General features: G+C 68.7%; 4 protein-coding genes (1 of these 4 cut by a window edge). All 4 read right to left on the bottom strand.

Annotated elements, in window-relative coordinates; all coding sequences use genetic code 11:
- Nucleotides 1–4: 4 nt before the first annotated feature.
- Complete coding sequence (locus LC490_RS04795) at nucleotides 5–961, bottom strand: TauD/TfdA family dioxygenase (protein WP_031373173.1); 957 nt, start codon at nucleotides 959–961, stop codon at nucleotides 5–7.
- An 85-nt stretch (nucleotides 962–1,046) separates the two neighbouring features.
- Nucleotides 1,047–1,814 carry an alpha/beta fold hydrolase gene (locus tag LC490_RS04790; RefSeq protein WP_031373174.1) on the bottom strand — a complete coding sequence of 256 codons (768 nt, stop codon included), beginning with the start codon at nucleotides 1,812–1,814 and terminating at the stop codon, nucleotides 1,047–1,049.
- Complete coding sequence (locus LC490_RS04785) at nucleotides 1,811–15,502, bottom strand: non-ribosomal peptide synthetase (protein ID WP_223619456.1); 13,692 nt, start codon at nucleotides 15,500–15,502, stop codon at nucleotides 1,811–1,813. Before LC490_RS04785 ends, LC490_RS04790 begins: the two co-directional genes overlap by 4 nt.
- Nucleotides 15,495–19,196: the 3' portion of a non-ribosomal peptide synthetase gene (locus LC490_RS04780; protein ID WP_223619455.1), read on the bottom strand. It continues 3,111 nt past the right edge of the window; 3,702 of the gene's 6,813 nt are visible here — the last part of the coding sequence; its start codon lies off the right edge, out of view; its stop codon occupies nucleotides 15,495–15,497. Before LC490_RS04780 ends, LC490_RS04785 begins: the two co-directional genes overlap by 8 nt.

The following is a 19,196-nucleotide window of genomic DNA, read 5'->3' as shown; positions in this document are numbered from 1 at the left end:
CGGATCAGGTCTCGGACAGATAGGCGAGCGTCTTGCGTTCTCCCTTGAACGATTCGCGGCCGTGCATCATCAGGATGTTGTCGATCATCAGCAGGTCGCCGCGCTGCCAGTCGAACAGCAGCTTGCTGGCGTCGAGCGCGCGGCGCACCTCGGCCAGGGCTTCCTCTTCCATCGGCTCGCCGTCGCCGTACTCGCATTCGTGCGGCAGGTTGCCCTTGCCGACCATCTGCTCGTACATGCTGCGCAGCTGCGGGTTCAAGGCCGAGGGGTGCCACTGCTCGGCCTGGTTGAACCACACTTCCTGGCCGGTCTGCGGATGGGTGACGAAGGCGTCGCAACGCGTGGTCACCCGCAGCACGCCGTCGGCCTGCCAGCGGCAGGTCGAACCCTGCTCGGCGGCGATGCTCTCGACCTCGGCCCGGTCCTGGGTCTGATAAGTGGTCTGCCAGTTCTTGCCGAGCGGGATGCTCGACTGGAAATTGCGCACGTAGTTGATGCCGCGCTCGCGCAGCTTGCGCACGATCTCGTCGGGCACCGCGCGCAGCACGTCGCTGCTGTTGGCCAGCGAGGTCTGTCCGCCCGAGGCGGCCGGGATCACGCTGTGGAAGAACAGGCGGCGCGGCCAGCGCGGCAGGTAGGACATCTCGTTGTGCAGGCTGATCACTTCGCTGGCCGGGTATTCGGTCGAGGTGTAGACGTCGGCGGCGACGCGGCTGCGCGGCGAATTGCCGCCGATGTAGTCGAAGGCCTGCGCGCCGAGGCGCTCGGAGCAGGCACGGAAATCCTCGGCGCCGGCGAGTTGGAAGCCGCGCAGCAGGATGCCGCCGTGCTTGAGCAACCAGGCCTGGACCTGCTCGCGGTTCTGGACGAGGTAATCGTGCAGCGCCGCCTGGCTGGCATCGCCGGCGGGGGTGATCACGATCGGATGGTGGTCGGAGTTGAACAGCGCGTTGACGTTCATGGCAGGTCCCTGTCGTTCTTGAAATCCGTAGCGTTCGAAATACTGTGCGGTTGCGGTCTCGCCCGGCGCGATGCCGGCGCGGCCGCTATACGCACAAACTTGCGGTCAGTTCCGCGTTGAGTTGCTCCAGCACCGCGGCGCGCTGGCTGTTGACGAAAAAGTGGCCGCCGTCGAACCAGGTCACCTGGCAGGCGCCCGAGGTTTCTTTGTGCCAGCCGTCGACCTGGCCGGGCTCCTTGTTCAGATCCTCGCGCCCGGCGAACACGCTGATCGGCATCGGCAACAGCGGGCCGTGTCGGTAGCGATAGTTCTCGGCGATGGCGAAATCGGCGCGGATCGCCGGCAGCAGCAGTTCCATCAGCTCGCGGCTTTCCAGCACTTCCGGCGGCGTGCCCTCGTACTCGCGCAGCACCTCGGTGAACTGCGCATCCGACAAGGTGTGCAGTTGCCGGGTCGGGCTGCGGAACTGCGGCGCATGGCAGCCGGACATGAACAGTTGGCTCGGCGTGCTCAAGCCGTGCAGGCGCAGGTAACGGCTCAGCTCGAACGCGACCAAGGCGCCGACGCTGTGGCCGAAGAACGCGCACGGCAGGTCGTCCATGCGCGAGATCACCGGCGCCACCGCCTGCAGCAATGCCGGCAATGACCCGATCGGCTCCTCGGCGATACGCGCGCTGCGCCCCGGCAACTGCACCGCGCAGACTTCGACGGCCGGGTCGAGCGCCTCCTGCCAGCGGAAGAAATTGAAGGCGTTGCCGCCGGCGTAGGAGAAGCAGAACAGCCGCATGCGCCGGGTCGAAGACGGCGTACGGATCAACCACGGCGTGGTCTGCAAGGAAAGCGACGAACTCATGTCAGGGTCTCGGCGAGGGCGCGCTCGGCATCGGCGCCGATGCGGGAAGTGCGCGTGGACGAGGGATGGGCGAGGAACTCGGCGATGGCCGAGGCGATGCGCTGCGCGTGCGGCTCGACCAGCATGGCGTAGTGGCCGGCATCGACCGCGACCGCCTCGAAGCCGCCGCTGATCGCCTCGATGCCTTCGGCGACGCGGTCCGACGAATCGGCGCGGAAGGCCTGCACCGGCGCGTCGATGCGGCTGGCTGTATAGCCCGACAACAGTTGCAGATGCGCACGGGTCACCGGCCACTGCGCCTGCAGATGGGCGAAGGCCGCGGCATCGGCATCGCGCCAGCCCAGGCGCTGCAACAGCGGCTCGACTTGTTCGAAGCGCTGCGCCGACAGCACCTCAATGGCCAGCCCGTCGAACTCGACCGACATCGGCCAGGCCATGCCGCGCCCCTGCAACTCGGCGCGCAGGGCGACCTCGGCCGCGCGCATCGGGTCCTTGTCGAGACCGGCGATGGGCAGATGGGTATCGAGCAGGCCGAGGTATTCGACCCGCTCGCCGGCGGCGAGCAACTGCTGGGCGATCGTCGCGGCGAGAATGCCGCCGCTCGACCAACCGAGCAGACGATACGGACCTTGCGGCTGCAGACTACGGATCGCCTCGACCTGCGCCTGGGCCATCGCCTGCAACGAGGCCGGGCGTTGGGGCAGGCCTGCGGCTTCCGGCGATTGCAGCCCATAGACCGGGCCCAGCGGAGCCAATCGCGCGGCCAGGGCGGTATAGAACGAAACCTGGCCGCCGACCGGATGCACGCAGAACATCGGCCGGCCCGTCGCCGCCGCTTGCAGCGGCACGCACAGCGAGGCCGGGCGCAGGTCTTGCTCGTCGATCGCCGCCGCCAATGCCGCCAAGGTCGGCGCCGAGAAGGTCGCCGACAGCGGCACGGCCACGCCGAGGCGCGCACGCAGTTCGTGCACCACGCGGATCGCCAGCAGCGAATGGCCGCCGAGTTCGAAGAAGCGGTCGTGCCGCCCCACCCGCTCGACGCCGAGCAATTGCGACCAGACTTCGGCGATGACCGCTTCGGTCGCGCCCTGCGGCGCAGCGTAGGCGTGCTGGACCCGCGCCGCGCCATCCGGCACCGGCAAAGCGGCGCGGTCGAGCTTGCCGTTGGCGGTCAGCGGCCAGCCCGGCAGCACCACGAACGCCGCTGGCAGCATGTGTTCGGCGAGCGAGCGCGCCAGGCGCTCGCGCAACGCCGCCGCAGTCGGTGCGGCGTCGCCGCGCGCCAGCAGATAAGCCACCAGACGCTGGTCGCCGGCCTGGTCTTCGCGTGCGACCACCACCGCCTCGCGCACGCCGTCGCATTCGCCCAGACGGGCCTCGATCTCGCCGAGTTCGATGCGGTGGCCGCGGATCTTGACCTGGAAATCGTTGCGGCCCAGGTATTCGATGCGGCCGTCCTCGCGCCAGCGTCCGAGGTCGCCGGTGCGGTACATACGCGCACCCGCCGTGTCCGCGAACGGGTCGGCGAGGAAGCGCTCGTCGGTGAGCTCGGGCCGATGCAGGTAGCCGCGGGCCACGCCGGCGCCGCCGATGTGGATCTCGCCGGTCACCCCGACCGGCACCGGCTGGCGTTCGCCGTCGAGGATGTAGAGCTGGGTGTTGGCGATCGGCGTGCCGATATGCGGGGCAACGCCGGCGCGGATCGGCGCCAGGGTGGCGTCGACCGTGCACTCGGTCGGGCCGTAGACGTTGAAGCAGCGCAGCGACGAGGTCGCGGCGGCGTCCCAGGCGCGCGCCGACAGCGCTTCGCCGCCGATCAACACCATCCGCAGATCGGTGCCGTCGCGCCGCAGCAGGCCGCGTTCTATCAACAACTCGAACTGGGCCGGCGTGCAATCGAAGGCCTGGATGCGTTCGCGCACCAGGAACTCCAGCATCGCTTCGGCGTCGGCGCGAACCTCGGCCGGCACCAGCACCACGCTGCGGCCGGACAGCAACTGTGTCAGCGATTGCAGCGAAGCATCGAAGGACAGGCCGGCATTGAGCGCAACCCGCGCGCCGGCCGCGCAATGGATGAAGGCCTCGCCCTCCAGCGCAGCCCACAGATTGAGCACGTTGCGATGCTCGACCATCACCCCCTTGGGCCGTCCGGTCGAACCGGAGGTGTAGATCGCATAGGCCAGTTGCTGCGGGCCGATTCCGGTCAGCTCCGGGTCGTGTTCGGGCTGTTCGGTCAGGCCGGCATCGTCGAGCAGCACCAGCGGCAGCGCAGTCGCGAGCGGCGATGCCGCGGACGTCGTCAACAAGGCCACCGGCGCGCTGTCGGCGAGCATGTAGTCCAGGCGCTCGCTCGGATAGGCCGGGTCCAGCGGCACGTAGCCGGCGCCGGCCTTGAGGATGCCGAGCACGCCCACGATGGTTTCTAGCTCGCGTTCGACCCGGATCGCGACGCGATCGTCTGCACGCACGCCCAGCGCGATCAGGCGATGGGCGACGCGGTTGGCGCCGCGGTTGAGTTCGGCATAGCTCAGGCTGCGTTCGCCGCAGACCAGGGCCTCGGCCTCGGGCGTACGCTGTGCCTGCAACTCGAAGCCGCGATGAATCGAGGCCGGCAGATCGAAGCTTGCCTCGGTGTCGTTGAAGCTGCGCAGCACCTGCCCGCGCTGCGACACGCCCAGCAATGGCAACGCGGCGATGACGCAGCGCTCGTCGGCGGCCATGGCTTCGAGCAACGACACCAGGCAGGCGGCGTAGCGTTCGGCGGTGGCGCGGTCGAACAGCGCGGTCGCATAGGCCAGGCTGCCGGCGATGCCATCGGCGCCGTCGGCCAAGGCCAGCGACAGGTCGAACTGGGTCGTCGTCAACGGGCTGTCGATCGATTCCAGCGCCAGTCCCGGCAAGCTCAGCGCACCGCCGCCCGGGGTGTTGTTGAAGGCGAACATGGTCTGGAACAACGGCCCGTAGCTCAAGCTGCGTACCGGCTGCACCGCCTCGACCACCTGCTCGAACGGCAGCTCTTGGTGGGCGTAGACATCGAGCATGGTCGCCTTCACCTGCGCCAACAGTTCGGCGACGCTGGCTTGGCCGTCGACGCCGATGCGCAGCGCCAGGGTGTTGACGAAGAAGCCGATCAGCGGCTCGATCTCGGTGCGCTGGCGATTGGCGACCGGACTGCCGATCACGACCTCGTCCTGCCCGCTCAGGCGCGACAGCAGGCTCGCCCAACCTGCGAGCAAAGTCATGAACACAGTCGTGCCGTGACGCTGCGACAAGGCGCGCAAGGCCGCCGAAGCCTGCGCCGACAGACGCAGCTCGACCCGGTCGCCGGCATAGTTCTGCACCGGCGGGCGCGGCCGGTCGCTCGGCAGCTCCAACAACGCCGGTGCGCCTTGCAGTTGCCCGCGCCAGAACTCGACTTGCTCGCGCAAAGTCTCGCCTTGCAACCACTGGCGTTGCCAGAGGGCATAGTCGGCGTACTGGATCGGCAGCGGCGGCAGCGGATCGGATCGGCCTTCGTGGAAGGCGGCGTACAAAGTCGCTACTTCGCGCACCAACACGCCGATCGACCAGCCGTCGGAAACGATGTGGTGCTGGGTGACCAGCAGCACGTGCTCGTCGTCGCGCAGACGCAGCAGGCGGCCGCGGATCAGCGGGCCGCGAGCGAGATCGAACGGCGCACGGGCCTCTTGCAAGCTCAAGCCGGCCAGCGCGTGTTCGCGCGCTGTCTCGTCGAGTTCGCGCAGGTCGTGTTCGATCAGGGCGAAGCCGGCATCGGCCGCGGCGATCAGCTGGACCGGCTCGCCATCGACCTCGGCGAAACAAGTGCGCAGGTTTTCGTGACGGGCGACGACCCGGTCGAGCGCGGCTTTGAGCGCCTCGCGATCCAACCTGCCGCTCAAACGCAGCGCCGCCGGCATGTGATAAGCCGCGCCGGCGGCCGGATCGAGTTGATCCAGGAACCACAGGCGTTGCTGCGCCCACGACAGCGGCAACGGCCCGTTGCGGTCGGCCAGTGCGATCGGCGCCAACGATTCGGCGGCGCGGTCGATGCGATCCAGGGCGCGCGCCATGCCTTCGAGACTCGGCTGCGCGAACACTTCGCGCAGGGCGAACTCGAGGCCGAGGGTGGAACGCAGTCGGGTGACCAGTTGCAGCGCCAACAGCGAATGCCCGCCGAGTTCGAAGAACTGATCCTGGCGACCAACCTGCTCCAGGCCGAGCAGCTCGCACCAGATCGCCGCGAGCGCGGTCTCGGTGTCGCCCTGCGGCGCCTCGTAATCGCGATGGATCACCGCGTCGTCGCCCGGCGCCGGCAAGGCCTTGCGGTCGAGCTTGCCGTTCGGGGTCAGCGGCAAGGCCGCCAGGGTCACGAACGCGCTCGGCAGCATGAACTCGGCCAGACTGCGCGACAGCTGCTCGCGCAGGTGCGCCGCCGACAGCTCGACGCCGTCAGCGGGGACCACGTAAGCGATCAGCCGCTTGTCGCCGCCCTCGCCTTCGCGCGCCACCACCACTGCTTCGCGCACGTCCTCACAGGCCGCGAGCTGGGTCTCGATCTCGCCGAGTTCGATGCGGAAGCCACGGATCTTGACCTGGAAGTCGTTGCGACCCAGGTATTCGATGGTGCCGTCGGCCCGCCAGCGACCCAGGTCGCCGGTCTTATACATGCGAGCCTGTTCGTTAGCGACGAAGGGGTCGCGGACGAAACGCTCGGCGGTCAGTTCCGGACGGTGCAGATAACCGCGGGCCACGCCTTCGCCGCCGATATACAGCTCGCCGACCACCCCGATCGGTACCGGCTCCAAGTGCGCGTCGACGATATAGATGCGGGTGTTCGCCACCGGCTTGCCGATGTGCGAGGCGAAACCGTCGGCGCGGTCCATCGCCACCCAGGTCGAGTACGTCGTGGTCTCGGTCGGGCCGTACAGGTTGGCGACCATGGCCACGTCGGTCTGGGCGAAGATCTGCTCGACCAAGGCGCGTTTGAGCGGCTCGCCGGCCAGGTTGACCGTACGTACCGACACCGGCACCCCGCCGCTCTGCAGCAAGGCGTTGATGCCCGAGGGCACGGTGTTGATCAGGCTCAGCGGGCTGGCCGGATCGGTCGCGAGCACATCGCGCACCACCGTGATCTGCGCACCGATGCTCAGCGGCGCGAACAGCTCGTACACCGCCAGATCGAAGTTGATCGAGGTCGAGAACAGCGTGTCGCGCAGCTGTTCGGCGCTGAAGTTCGCGTTCGCCCAGGCAATGAAATTGGCTGCGTTCGCGTGTTCGATCGCCACCCCCTTGGGCTGGCCGGTCGAACCGGAGGTGTAGATCACGTAGGCCAGATGACGCGCAGTCAGACCGTCGACGACCGGGTCGTGCCCGGGCTGATCGGCCAAGGCGGCATCGTCGGCGAACAACACCGGCACTTCGACCTCGCCGAGCAAACCGCCCAAAGACGTCTGACTCAACAACGCCATCGGCGCGCTGTCGGCGAGCATGTAGGCCAGACGGTCCGGCGGATAGTTCGGGTCCAGCGGCACGTAGGCCGCGCCGGCCTTGAGGATGCCGAGCACGCCGGCGACCAGCGCCGGACCGCGTTCGAGACAGATCGCGACACGGTCGTCGGCGCGCACGCCCAACGCCAACAAGCGATGAGCGATGCGGTTGGCGCGGCGGTTCAGTTCGGCATAGCTCAATCGTTGGTCGCCGCAGACCACCGCAGTCGCGTCCGGCGTCGCCCGCACCTGCGCTTCGAACGGCTGATGCAGCAGGCGCTCGCGCGGATAGTCGAAGTCGGTATCGTTGAAGTCTTCCAGCACATGCTCGCGTTCGGCCGCCGATAGCAGCGGCAGGCGGGCGACCGGGCATTGCGCGTCGGCGACCATGGCTTCGAGCAGACTGACGAAATAGCCGGCGTAGCGTTCGATGGTCTCGCGCTCGAACAGGTCGCTGGCGAAGGACAGGTTGCCCTGCAGGCTGTCGCCGCTGTCGGCCAGGGCCAGTTCGAGATCGAAGTGGGCGGTATGCAGCGGACGGCCGATGCTTTCCAGCTCCAATCCCGGCAACTGCAGCGCGCCGCCACCCGGGGTGTTGTTGAACGCGAACATGGTCTGGAACAGCGGGCTGTAGCTCAGGCTGCGCGCCGGCTGTACCGCTTCGACCACCTGCTCGAACGGCACGTCCTGGTGGGCGTAGGCGTCGAGCATGGTGCTGCGCACACGGCCGAGCAGATCGGCGACGCTGCCCTGTCCGTCGACCTCGATGCGCAAGGCCAGGGTGTTGACGAAGAAGCCGATCAGCGGCTCGATCTCGGCGCGCTGGCGATTGGCGACCGGGCTGCCGACGACGATCTCGCCCTGCCCGCTCAAGCGCGACAACAGGCTCGACCACGCCGCCAGCAAGGTCATGAACAAAGTCGCGCCGTGGCGCTGCGACAACTCGCGCAGCTCGGCGGTCAGTCGCGGCGACAGGCTCAGGCCGACGCGGTCGCCGGCATAGCTCTGCAACGGCGGGCGCGGCCGGTCGGTCGGCAGTTCCAGCAGCGCGGGCGCACCGTGCAGGTGCTCGCGCCAGAAACCGAGTTGTCGGCGCAGGGTTTCGCCCTGCAGCCATTGCCGCTGCCACTGCGCGTAGTCGGCGTACTGGATCGGCAACGGCGGCAGCGGGTCGTCCTGGCCCTGGCTGAAGGCCGCGTACAGCGCGGTGACTTCCTTGACCAGCACGCCGAGCGACCAACCGTCGGAGACGATGTGATGCTGGGTCAACAGCAGCACGTGTTCGTCCGCGGCCAGGCGCAGCAAACGTCCGCGGATCAGCGGGCCGGCAGCGAGGTCGAACGGCGCGCGCGCTTCTTCGGCGCCGAGCTTGGCGACCGCGCGTTCGCGCGCATCGGCATCGAGGCCGCGCAGATCGATCTCGACCAGGTCGAAGCCTCGGTCGGCCGGCGCGATCGATTGCGATGCGATCCCGTCGATTTCGACGAAACGAGTGCGCAGGTTTTCGTGGCGGGCAACGATGCGGTCGAGGGTCGCCTTGAGCGCATCGCGGTCGAGACGGCCGCTGAGGCGCAAAGCGGTCGGCATGTGATAGGCCGCGCCCGCTGCCGGGTCGAGCCGGTCGAGGAACCACAGGCGTTGCTGCGCCCACGACAGCGGCAAGACCGCGGCGCGATCGGCGCGCGGGATCGCCGCTTCGTCGGTGCGTTCGGCGCCGGACAGGGCCGCCGCCATCACCGCCAGGGTCGGCCTCGCGAACACCTCGCGCAGCGCCAGCGCCGCACCGAGGCTCTCGCGCAAGCGCGTGGTCAATTGCACGGCGAGCAGGGAATGACCGCCGAGTTCGAAGAAATGATCGTGACGGCCGACCCGCTCCAGGCCGAGCAGTTCGCACCAGATCGCTGCGACCGCGGTTTCGGCCTCGCCTTGCGGCGCTTCGTACTCGCGCGCCGCCACCGCCGACGCATCCGGCGCCGGCAGCGCCTTGCGGTCGAGCTTGCCGTTAGCGGTCAGCGGCCACGTGGCCAGGCTCACGAACGCCGACGGCAGCATGTAATCGGCCAGGTTCTTGGCCAGCGCCTCGCGCAACGCTGCCGCCGAGATTTCGGCGTCGTCGTCGGCGATCACATAGGCCACCAGGCGCTTGTCGCCGGGCTGGTCTTCGCGTGCCAGCACCACCGCTTCGCGCACGCCCACACAGTCGGCCAGGCATGCTTCGATCTCGCCGAGCTCGATGCGGAAACCGCGGATCTTGACCTGGAAGTCGTTGCGGCCGAGGAACTCGATGCTGCCGTCGGCATGCCAGCGGCCGAGGTCGCCGCTGCGGTACAGGCGTGCGCCCGGCTCATCGCCGAAGGGGTCGACGACGAAACGTTCGGCGCTGAGCTCATCGCGATTGAGATACCCGCGGGCGACGCCGGGGCCGCCGATGTAGAGCTCGCCGGCGACGCCGACCGGCACCGGCTCGCCGCGCGCGTCGAGCAAGTACACGCGAGTGTTGGCGATCGGCTTGCCGATCGGAATGCTGCGCGCGCCCTCGGCGACCGCGGCGATCTCGAAGTTGGTGGCGAAGGTCGTGGTTTCGGTCGGGCCGTAGCCGTTGACCAGGCGCCGCGGCCGCTGCGCCCGGCCGAGCGCGCGCGCGACGCTGCGCGGGTCGAGCGCGTCGCCGCCGATCAGCAGATGGTTCAGGCCGGCGAAGGCCGGCGCCAAGGCGTCGACATACTCGTTGAACAGGCCCACGGTCAGCCACAACGCAGTCACGCCGCCGTCGATCAGGGCCGCGGCGAAGCGAGCCGGTTCCAGCACGTCGTCGGCGGCGATCACTTCCAGGCGCGCGCCGTTGAGCAAGGCGCCCCACAGCTCCCAGGTCGAGGCGTCGAAAGCCGGGTTAGCGCACAGACCGATGACATCGTCGACGCCGAACTGCGCGCATTCGTTATTGATGACCAGGCGCAACACGTTGCGGTGCTCGACCATCACCCCCTTCGGCAGGCCGGTCGAACCCGAGGTGTAGATGACATAGGCCAGATGCCGCGAGCCGAGCCCGGCCACGTCGGGCGCGAGGTCGAGCGGCGACGGCGACGCCGCATCGGCGATCCCGTCCATCGCCACGAAGGCGGCCTCGCTGCCAGCCAGCGCCGGTATCGCCTGGTGCAGGGCGTTCGGCGCGAGCAGCGCGCGCGGCGCGCTGTCGGCGAGCATGAAGGCCAGGCGTTCGTCGGGATGCTGCGGGTCCAGCGGCACGTAGCCGGCGCCGGCCTTGAGGATGGCGAGCAGACCCACCACCAGTTCCAGGCCGCGTTCGGCGCAGATGGCAACGCGGTCGTCGGGTTGCACGCCGAGCGCGATCAGGCGGTGGGCGAGACGGTTGGCGCTGCGATCCAGTTCGGCATAGGTCAGGCTGCGTCCCTGGAAACGCGCGGCGATCGCGGTCGGCTGTTGTGCGGCGTGTTGCTCGAACACGCTGTGGATGCAGCGGTCGTGCGGGTAGTCGGCGTCGGTGGCGTTGAAACCGCGCAGCACCTGCTCGCGCTCATCGGCGCTGAGCAGTGGCAAGGCATCGACCGTGCGCGCATCGTCGCCGACCATGCCTTCGAGCAAACGGACGAAGTGCCCGGCATAGCGCTCGATGGTGGCGCGCTCGAACAGATCGGTGGCGAAAGCCAGGTTGCCTTCGAGGGTGGCGCCGGCATCGGTGACCGCCAGCTCGATGTCGAAGTGCGCGGTGTGGCGGGCGCCGCCGACCGCTTCCAGGCTCAGCCCCGGCAGTTCCAGGGCGCCGCCGTCGGGGGTGTTGTTGAAGGCCAGCATGCTCTGGAACAGCGGGCTGTAGCTCAAGGTGCGCGCCGGCTGCACCGCTTCGACCACCTGCTCGAACGGCACATCCTGGTGCGCATAGGCATCCAGGGTGGTGGCCTTGATCTGTGCCAGCAGCGCGGCCACGCTCGGCGCCGCGCTCAGGTCGACGCGCAGGGCCAGGGTGTTGACGAAGAAGCCGATCAGCGGCTCGACTTCGGCGCGCTGGCGGTTCGCGACCGGGCTGCCGATGACGACCTGGTCCTGCCCGCTCAGGCGCGACAACAGCACCGACCACGCGGCCAGCAAGGTCATGAACAAGGTGGTGCCGTGGCGCTGCGACAAGGCGCGCAGCGACGCGGTCAGCGCCGGCGACAGGCTCAGCGCGACGCGATCGCCGGCATAGCTCTGCAACGGCGGGCGCGGACGGTCGGCCAGCAGTTCCAGCAAGGCCGGTGCGCCGCGCAGATGCTCGCGCCAGAAATCCAGCTGCGCCTGCAGGGTCTCGCCTTGCAGCCACTGCCGTTGCCACAAAGCGTAGTCGACGTACTGGATCGGCAACGGCGGCAAGGGATCGGCGCGACCTTCGTGGAACGCCGCATACAGCGCGCTGACTTCGCGCACCAGCACGCCGAGCGACCAGCCGTCGGAGACGATGTGATGCTGGGTGACCAGCAGCACGTGTTCGTCGTCGGCCAGACGCAGCAGACGGCCGCGGATCAAGGGACCGACGGCGAGATCGAACGGCGCCTGCGCTTCCTGCGCGGCCAGTGCGGCGACCGCGGCGTCGCGCGCATCCGCAGCGACGTCTGTAAGGTCGTGTTCGATCAGGGCGAAGCCGACCTCGGCCGGCGCGATCACCTGCACCGGCGTGCCGCCGCCATCGACGAAGCAGGTGCGCAGGTTTTCATGACGGGCGACGATGCCGTCGAGGGTGCGCTTGAGCGCGCCGCGGTCGAGCGTGCCGCTCAGGCGCAACGCCGCCGGCATGTGATAGGCGGCGCTGGCGGCGCGGTCGAGCTGATCGAGGAACCACAAGCGTTGCTGGGCCCACGACAAGGGCAAGGCGCCGTTGCGGTCGGCCAAGGCGATGGCGCTGTCGTCGGCGCGGCCGGCGCCGGCCAGCGCCGCGGCCATCGCGGCGAGGCCGGGATGGGCGAACACCTCGCGCAGCGCGAGTTCGACGCCGAGCGCTTCGCGCAGGCGCGTGACCAACTGCACCGCAAGCAGGGAATGCCCGCCGAGTTCGAAGAACTGGTCCTGGCGTCCGGCGCGTTCCAGGCCGAGCAGTTCGCACCAGACCCGGGCCACCGTCTGTTCCAGTTCGCCCTGCGGCGCTTCGTATTCGCGCAGCGCGAGCGCGGACTGGTCCGGCGCCGGCAGCGCCCTGCGGTCGAGCTTGCCGTTGGGCGACATCGGCCAGGCGTCCAGGCTGACGAAGGCCGACGGCAGCATGTACTCGGCCAGATCGCGCGCCAGCGCGGCACGCAAGGTCGCTGCCGACACGTCGGCGCCCGGCTCCGCCAGCAGATACGCCACCAGGCGCTTGCCGCCGGCCTGGTCGTCGCGTGCGGTCACCACCGCTTCGCGCACGCCGGCGCAGGCGCACAGGCGCGCCTCGATTTCGCCGAGCTCGACCCGGAAGCCGCGGATCTTGACTTGGAAATCGTTGCGGCCGAGGTAGTCGACGGTGCCGTCGGGTAGCCAGCGGCCGAGGTCGCCGGTCTTGTACATGCGCGCATCGGCGTCGGCGACGAAGGGGTCGGCCAGGAAGCGCTCGGCGCTGAGTTCGGGGCGGCCGAGATAACCGCGTGCCAGGCAGGCGCCGCCGATATAGATCTCGCCGTTGACCCCGGGCGGCACCGGCTGGCGCTCGCCGTCGAGCAGGTAGATGCGCGCATTGGCGATCGGCGCGCCGATCGGCGGGGTCGCCGGCCACGTCATCGGGTCGCCGGACAAGGTGTGGGCGGTGCAGACGTGGCTTTCGGTCGGGCCGTAATGATTGTGCAGCTCGCGTCCGGGGACGCGGGCGAAGAAACTGCGGATCGCCGGGTTGACGAACAACTGCTCGCCGGCGGTGACCACGCGGGTCAGCGACGGCAAGGCTTCGCCATTGCGCTCGGCCGCCGCAACCAGCCCCTGAAAGGCCACGAACGGCAGGAAGATCCGCTGCACCTCGTGGCGCTTGATGAAATCGACCAGCGCGAACGGGTCCTGGCGGGTCGCTTCGCGCAACAGCATCAGGCAACCGCCCGAGGCCAGCGTATAGAACAGTTCCTGGAAGGCGACGTCGAAACCGAGCGCGGAGAACTGCAGCACCTTCTCGCCGACGGCGCGACCGGCCTGGTCGCGGCACTGCCAATCGATCAAGTTGACCAGCGGCGCTTGCGGCATCGCCACGCCCTTGGGCTGGCCGGTCGAGCCCGAGGTGTAGATGACGTAGGCCAAATGGTCCGGCGTCAGGCCGGCGACGAGCGGATCGTGCTCAGGCTCGGCAGCGAGTGCAGCATCGTCGAGGTCGATCAGCGGCACGCGAGAAGCGCCCAGGGCCGGCACCTCGGCGAGCAGACTGTGTTGGCTCAGCAGCGCCAGCGGTGCGCTGTCGCCGAGCATGTAGGCCAGGCGTTCGTCGGGATAGGCCGGATCGAGCGGCAGGTAGCCTCCGCCGGCCTTGAGGATGCCGAGCACGCCGACCACCAACTCCGGCCCGCGCTCGGCGCAGATCGCGACGCGGTCGTCGGGTTTCACCCCGAGCGCGATCAAGCGATGCGCGACCCGATTGGCGCGGCGGTTGAGTTCGGCGTAACCGAGGCGGCTCTCCTCGAATACCAATGCGCAGGCATCCGGGGTGCGCTGGGCCTGCTGCTCGAACAACTGGTGCAGCACGCGCTGCGGCGGAAACTCGACCTCGCTGTCGTTGAAGCCTTCGAGCACGCGCTTGCGTTCGGCGGCGGCCATCAGCGGCAGGCGCGCGACCGGCTCGGCGCCTTCGGCGGCCAAACCTTCGAGCACGCCGACGAAGTAACCGGCATAACGCTCGATGGTGGCGTGATCGAACAGATCGCTGGCGTAACCGATGTTGCCCTCGACTGCGCCGTCGATCTCGCGCAGCCCGAGTTCCAGATCGAAATGCGCGGTGTAGCGCGAGGTGCCGAGCATCTCCAGGCTCAGGCCCGGCAAGCTCAGTTCGCTGTTGCCCGGCGTGTTGTTGAACGCCAGCATGGTCTGGAACACCGGCCCGTAGCTCAGGCTGCGCGCGGGCTGCAGGGCTTCCACGACCTGCTCGAACGGCACGTCCTGGTGGGCGTAGGCGCCGAGCGTGGCGGCCTTGACCTGGGCCAGCAAGGCAGCGACGTCGGGCTTGCCGCTGAAATCGATGCGCAAGGCGATGGTGTTGACGAAGAAACCGATCAAGGGCTCGACTTCGCTGCGGCGGCGGTTGGCCACCGGGCTGCCGATGACGACTTCGTCCTGACCGCTCAGGCGCGACAACAGGGTCGCCCACGCCGCCAGCAGGACCATGAACATGGTCGTGCCGTGACGTTGCGACAAGGCATGCAGGGACGCAGTCAGCTGCGGGGTCAAGCGCAGATCGACGCGGCCGCCGGCATAGCGCTGCACCGGCGGGCGCGGCCGGTCGCTCGGCAATTCCAGCAAGGCCGGTGCGCCGCCGAGATGGCCGCGCCAGAAATCCAGTTGCCCCTGTAAGGCATCGCCTTGCAGCCATTGGCGCTGCCAGACCGCGTAGTCGGCGTACTGGATCGCCAGCGGCGGCAGCGGATCGGCCTGGCCCTGGCTGAAAGCGCTGTAGAGCGCGGTGACTTCGCGTACCAGCACGCCGATCGACCAACCGTCGGAGACGATGTGGTGCTGGGTCAGCAGCAACACGTGCTCGTCGTCGGCCAGACGCAGCAGACGGCCGCGGATCAAGGGGCCGGCGGCGAGGTCGAACGGCGCCCGCGCTTCGGTCGCACCGAGTTCGGCGATGGCGGTTTCGCGCGCGTCCGGCGCCAGCGCGCCGAGGTCTTGTTCGTCGAGAGCGAAGCCGCGCTCGGCCGAAGCGACCACTTGGGTCGGCACGCCGTCGACTTCGACGAAGCAGGTGCGCAGGTTCTCGTGGCGGGCGATCAGGCGGTCGAGGGTGGCCTTGAGCGCGGCGCGGTCCAGGCGCCCGCTCAGGCGCAGCGCCACCGGCATGTGATACGCGGCGCTGGCGGCCGGGTCGAGCCGATCGAGAAACCACAGGCGCTGCTGCGCCCACGACAACGGCAGCGGCGCGCTGCGGTCGGCGAGCGGGATCGTAGGCGCGGCGAGGTCGTCGCCGCGCTGTTCGATGCGTTTCTTGAGCCGGTTGCGCAAAATCGCCTGTTTCAGCTCTTCCAGAGCCTGGTCCTGCTTATTCATCTACGGATTCCCTTTCCAGCAGCTTGCGCAATTCGTCTTCCGACATCGAATCCAACTCGTCCTGCATGTCGCCGAGCTCGTCGCCGAGGAAGACCTCGACCTGCAAGGCCTTGATCGCATCGGCCAGCACCGACAGCAGCGGACGTTCGAACAAATCCCGCAACGGCACTTCCACATGGAACTGCTCGCGCACCCGGATCGCCAATTGCATGATCAGCAGCGAGTGACCGCCGAGCTCGAAGAAGTGGTCGTGGCGGCCGACCCGCTCGATCCCGAGCAAGTCCTGCCAGATTTCGGCCAGGGTCTGCTCGACTTCGCCGAGCGGCGCTTCGTACTCGCGGCTCGCCAATGCCGATTGGTCCGGCGACGGCAGCGCCTTGCGGTCGAGCTTGCCGTTCGGGTTCAAGGGCAAGGCGTCCAGGGCGACGAACGCGCTCGGGATCATGTACTCCGCCAAGTCGCGCGCCAGCGCTTCGCGCAGATTGGTCACCGAGATCTCGACGCCCTGCTCCGCCACCACGTACGCAACCAAGCGTTTGTCGCCGCTGTCGTCTTCGCGTGCGATCACCACCGCTTCGCGCACACCGTCGCAGGCGGCCAGGCGCGCTTCGATCTCGCCGAGTTCGATGCGGAAACCACGGATCTTGACCTGGAAATCGTTGCGGCCCAGGTATTCGATCGTGCCGTCGGCGCGCCAGCGGCCGAGATCGCCGGTCTTGTACATGCGCGCATCGGCTTCGGTCGAGAACGGATCGCGCAGGAAACGCTCGGCGGTCAGCTCCGGGTGATCCAGGTAACCGCGTGCGACTTGCACGCCGCCGAGGAACAATTCGCCCGGCACGCCGACCGGCACCGGCTCGCCGCGCGCGTCGAGCAGATACACCGGCGTATTCGCAATCGGTCGGCCGATATTCGGGCCGCCGACCGAGTCCCGAATGCTGCCGATGGTGGCGTCGACCGTGCACTCGGTCGGGCCGTACATATTGTGGAAATGGATGCTCGGCGACGCTTTGAGCTTGTCCCACATCGCCTTGCCGATCGGCTCGCCGCCGAGCAGCACGCTGTTCGGCTGGTGCCCCGGCTTGCCGATCAGGCCGGCGGCCAGCAACACCTCCAACTGCGACGGTGTGCTGTCGAAGGCATCGATGCGGTAGCGATCGATGAACTCCAACATCGCCGGGCCGTTGGCGCGGATCGACTGCGGGATCAGCACCAGCGCATGACCCGACAACAGTTGCAGGATGCCCTTCAAGGACATGTCGAACGAGAACGCCGCATTGAGCGCGACACGAGAACCGCCGCCCAATTCGCGATGGGTGGTATCGCCCATCACCCGCCAGAAGTTCACCGCCGAGCGGTGCTCGACCATCACGCCCTTGGGCTGGCCGGTCGAACCGGAGGTGTAGATCACATAGGCCAGATTGCGCGGCGTCAGGCCTTCGATACTCGGATTGCTTTCGCTCTGCTCGGCCAGCGACTCGTCGTCGAGCACCAGCACCGGCAGCGGCGACGACTCCAACATCGGCATCGCCGCACGCAAGGCCGACTGGGTCAGCAGCGCGATGGGCCGGCTGTCTTCGAGCATGTAAGCCAGGCGCTCGATCGGATAGCTCGGGTCGAGCGGCACGTAGGCCGCACCGGCCTTGAGCACACCCAGCAAGCCGACGATCATCGCCACGCTGCGCTCGGTGCAGATCGCCACCCGGTCGTCGGGTTTAACGCCGAGCGCGATCAAGCGGTGCGCGACCCGGTTGGCGCGACGGTTCAGTTCGGCGTAGCTCAGGACTTCGTCTTCGACCAAAAGCGCTTCGGCATCCGGCGTGGAAGCCGCCTGCGCCTCGAACTGCGCATGAATCGTGCGGTCATGCACCGCATCGGCACGCAGATCGTTGAACTCGCGCAGCACCTGCTCGCGCTCCGCGCCCGGCAGGATCGGCAGGCTCAGCAGCGAGGTCTCGCCGCCGGTTTCGAGCGCGGCGATCAAGGACTCCATCGCGGTCTGCATGTAGCGGACCACGCGCGGGCCGTCGATGCCGGCCACCGACAACAGGGTCAGGCCGAAACCTTCGCCGCGGTCCTCCACCGACAGGGTCAACGGATAGTTGTTGCGGGCGTCGCCGCCGATCAGGCGCATGCCTTCCCAGGCCGCATCGGCGTCGCGAGTGTCGCCCTGGCGCACCTCGCGGCGGTTGCGATAGTTCAACAAAGCGGTGAACAGCGGCAACGGCGGCAGGATCGCGCTGCACTGCTGGGCCAACGCCAGCGAAGCCTGCTCGCGCTCCAGCAGCTCGCCGAGGAAGCCATAGGTGTCGCGCACGGCTTGGCCGACATTGCGTCCGGCCAGGCCGACCCGCACCGGCAAGGTGTTGAGGAACATGCCGACCACCTGGTCGGCGCCTTCCGAGCCCTGCATGCGGCCCGACAGCACGGTGCCGAACACGACGTCGTCGCGGCCGCTGCACTGGCCGAGCACGCGGGCCCAGGCCAAGTGGAACAGCACCGACGGCGTCACCCCCCAGTGACGCGCGGTTTCGCGCACGCGCACGGCGAAGGCATCGGCGAACTCGACCCGCGACTCGTTGGCGCGGGCGCCGTCGACCTGCACGTCGAGCACGCCGAACGGAGCGGTCGGCTCGTCGACGTCGCCGAACTGCTCGCGGAACCAGGGCTCATGGCGCTGTTCCGGCGCGGCCACGGTGCGGGCGATGAAATTGCGGTACGGCATCGGCGCCGGCAACAGCGCGCCCTGCCCCTGCAGCAACAGCTCGGCTTCCTTGAGCATGAGCTGCTTGGAGTAGTTGTCCTCGACGATGTGGTGGGTCAGCAGGGCCAGCAGCCATTCGCCCGACTCGGCGTCGAAAGCGATCTGCGCGGCCATCACCGGCGCCCGGGTCAGATCGAGGCGGATGCGGTTGGTGTCGCTGTGCGCCAACAACTGCGGCAAGGCCGCCTCGCCCGCAGCCAGCGCCACTTCCGTGACCGGCAGCGGCGCGCGCCGCTGCACCACTTGCACCGGTTGCGGCAGGCCGTCCCAGTGCACGGCGCTGCGCAGGATGTCGTGGCGATCGATCACTTGCTGCAGGGCGCCGAGGAAACGGTCGAGACGCTCGCGGCCGTCGAAGGCCACCACCGAGCGCAGCAGATAGGTGTCGCCCTGGCTCTGGTTCTCGAGCAGGTGGTGGAACAGGATGCCCTTCTGCAGCGGCGCCAGCGGGTAGATGTCCTGAACGTTGCCGACCCCGTCCGGGACCGCGGCGACGATGGCGTCGATCTGCGCCTGTTCCAGCGCCACCAGCGGCAACAGCTCCGGGGTGATGGCGACGGTATCGGCACCGATGCGGTTGGCCGGCACCGTGGCTTCGTCCGGCGTGTTGGCAGCGTCCGCGCGCGCTGCGAGCGCGCTCAGGGTCGGCGCGGCGAACACGCTGCGCACGTCGACCGACAGGCCGTGCTGGCGCAAACGCTCGATCAGGCCGATCAACAGCAGCGAGTGGCCGCCGAGCTCGAAGAAATGATCGTGGCGGCCGACCCGTTCCAGGCCCAGCAGTTCCTGCCAGGCCTGGGCGATGACGCGCTCGGTCTCGCCTTGCGGCGCCTCGAAGCTCCGGCTCGACACCGAGGCCTGGTCCGGCGCCGGCAGCGCCTTGCGGTCGAGCTTGCCATTCGCGGTCAGCGGCAAGGTCTGCAGGCGCAC

Source organism: Lysobacter sp. ESA13C, from assembly GCF_019970005.1.
GTDB lineage: Bacteria > Pseudomonadota > Gammaproteobacteria > Xanthomonadales > Xanthomonadaceae > Lysobacter > Lysobacter antibioticus_B.
The sequence above is the reverse complement of the archived record's forward strand: the minus strand, read 5'-3'. Positions and strand labels throughout refer to the sequence as shown.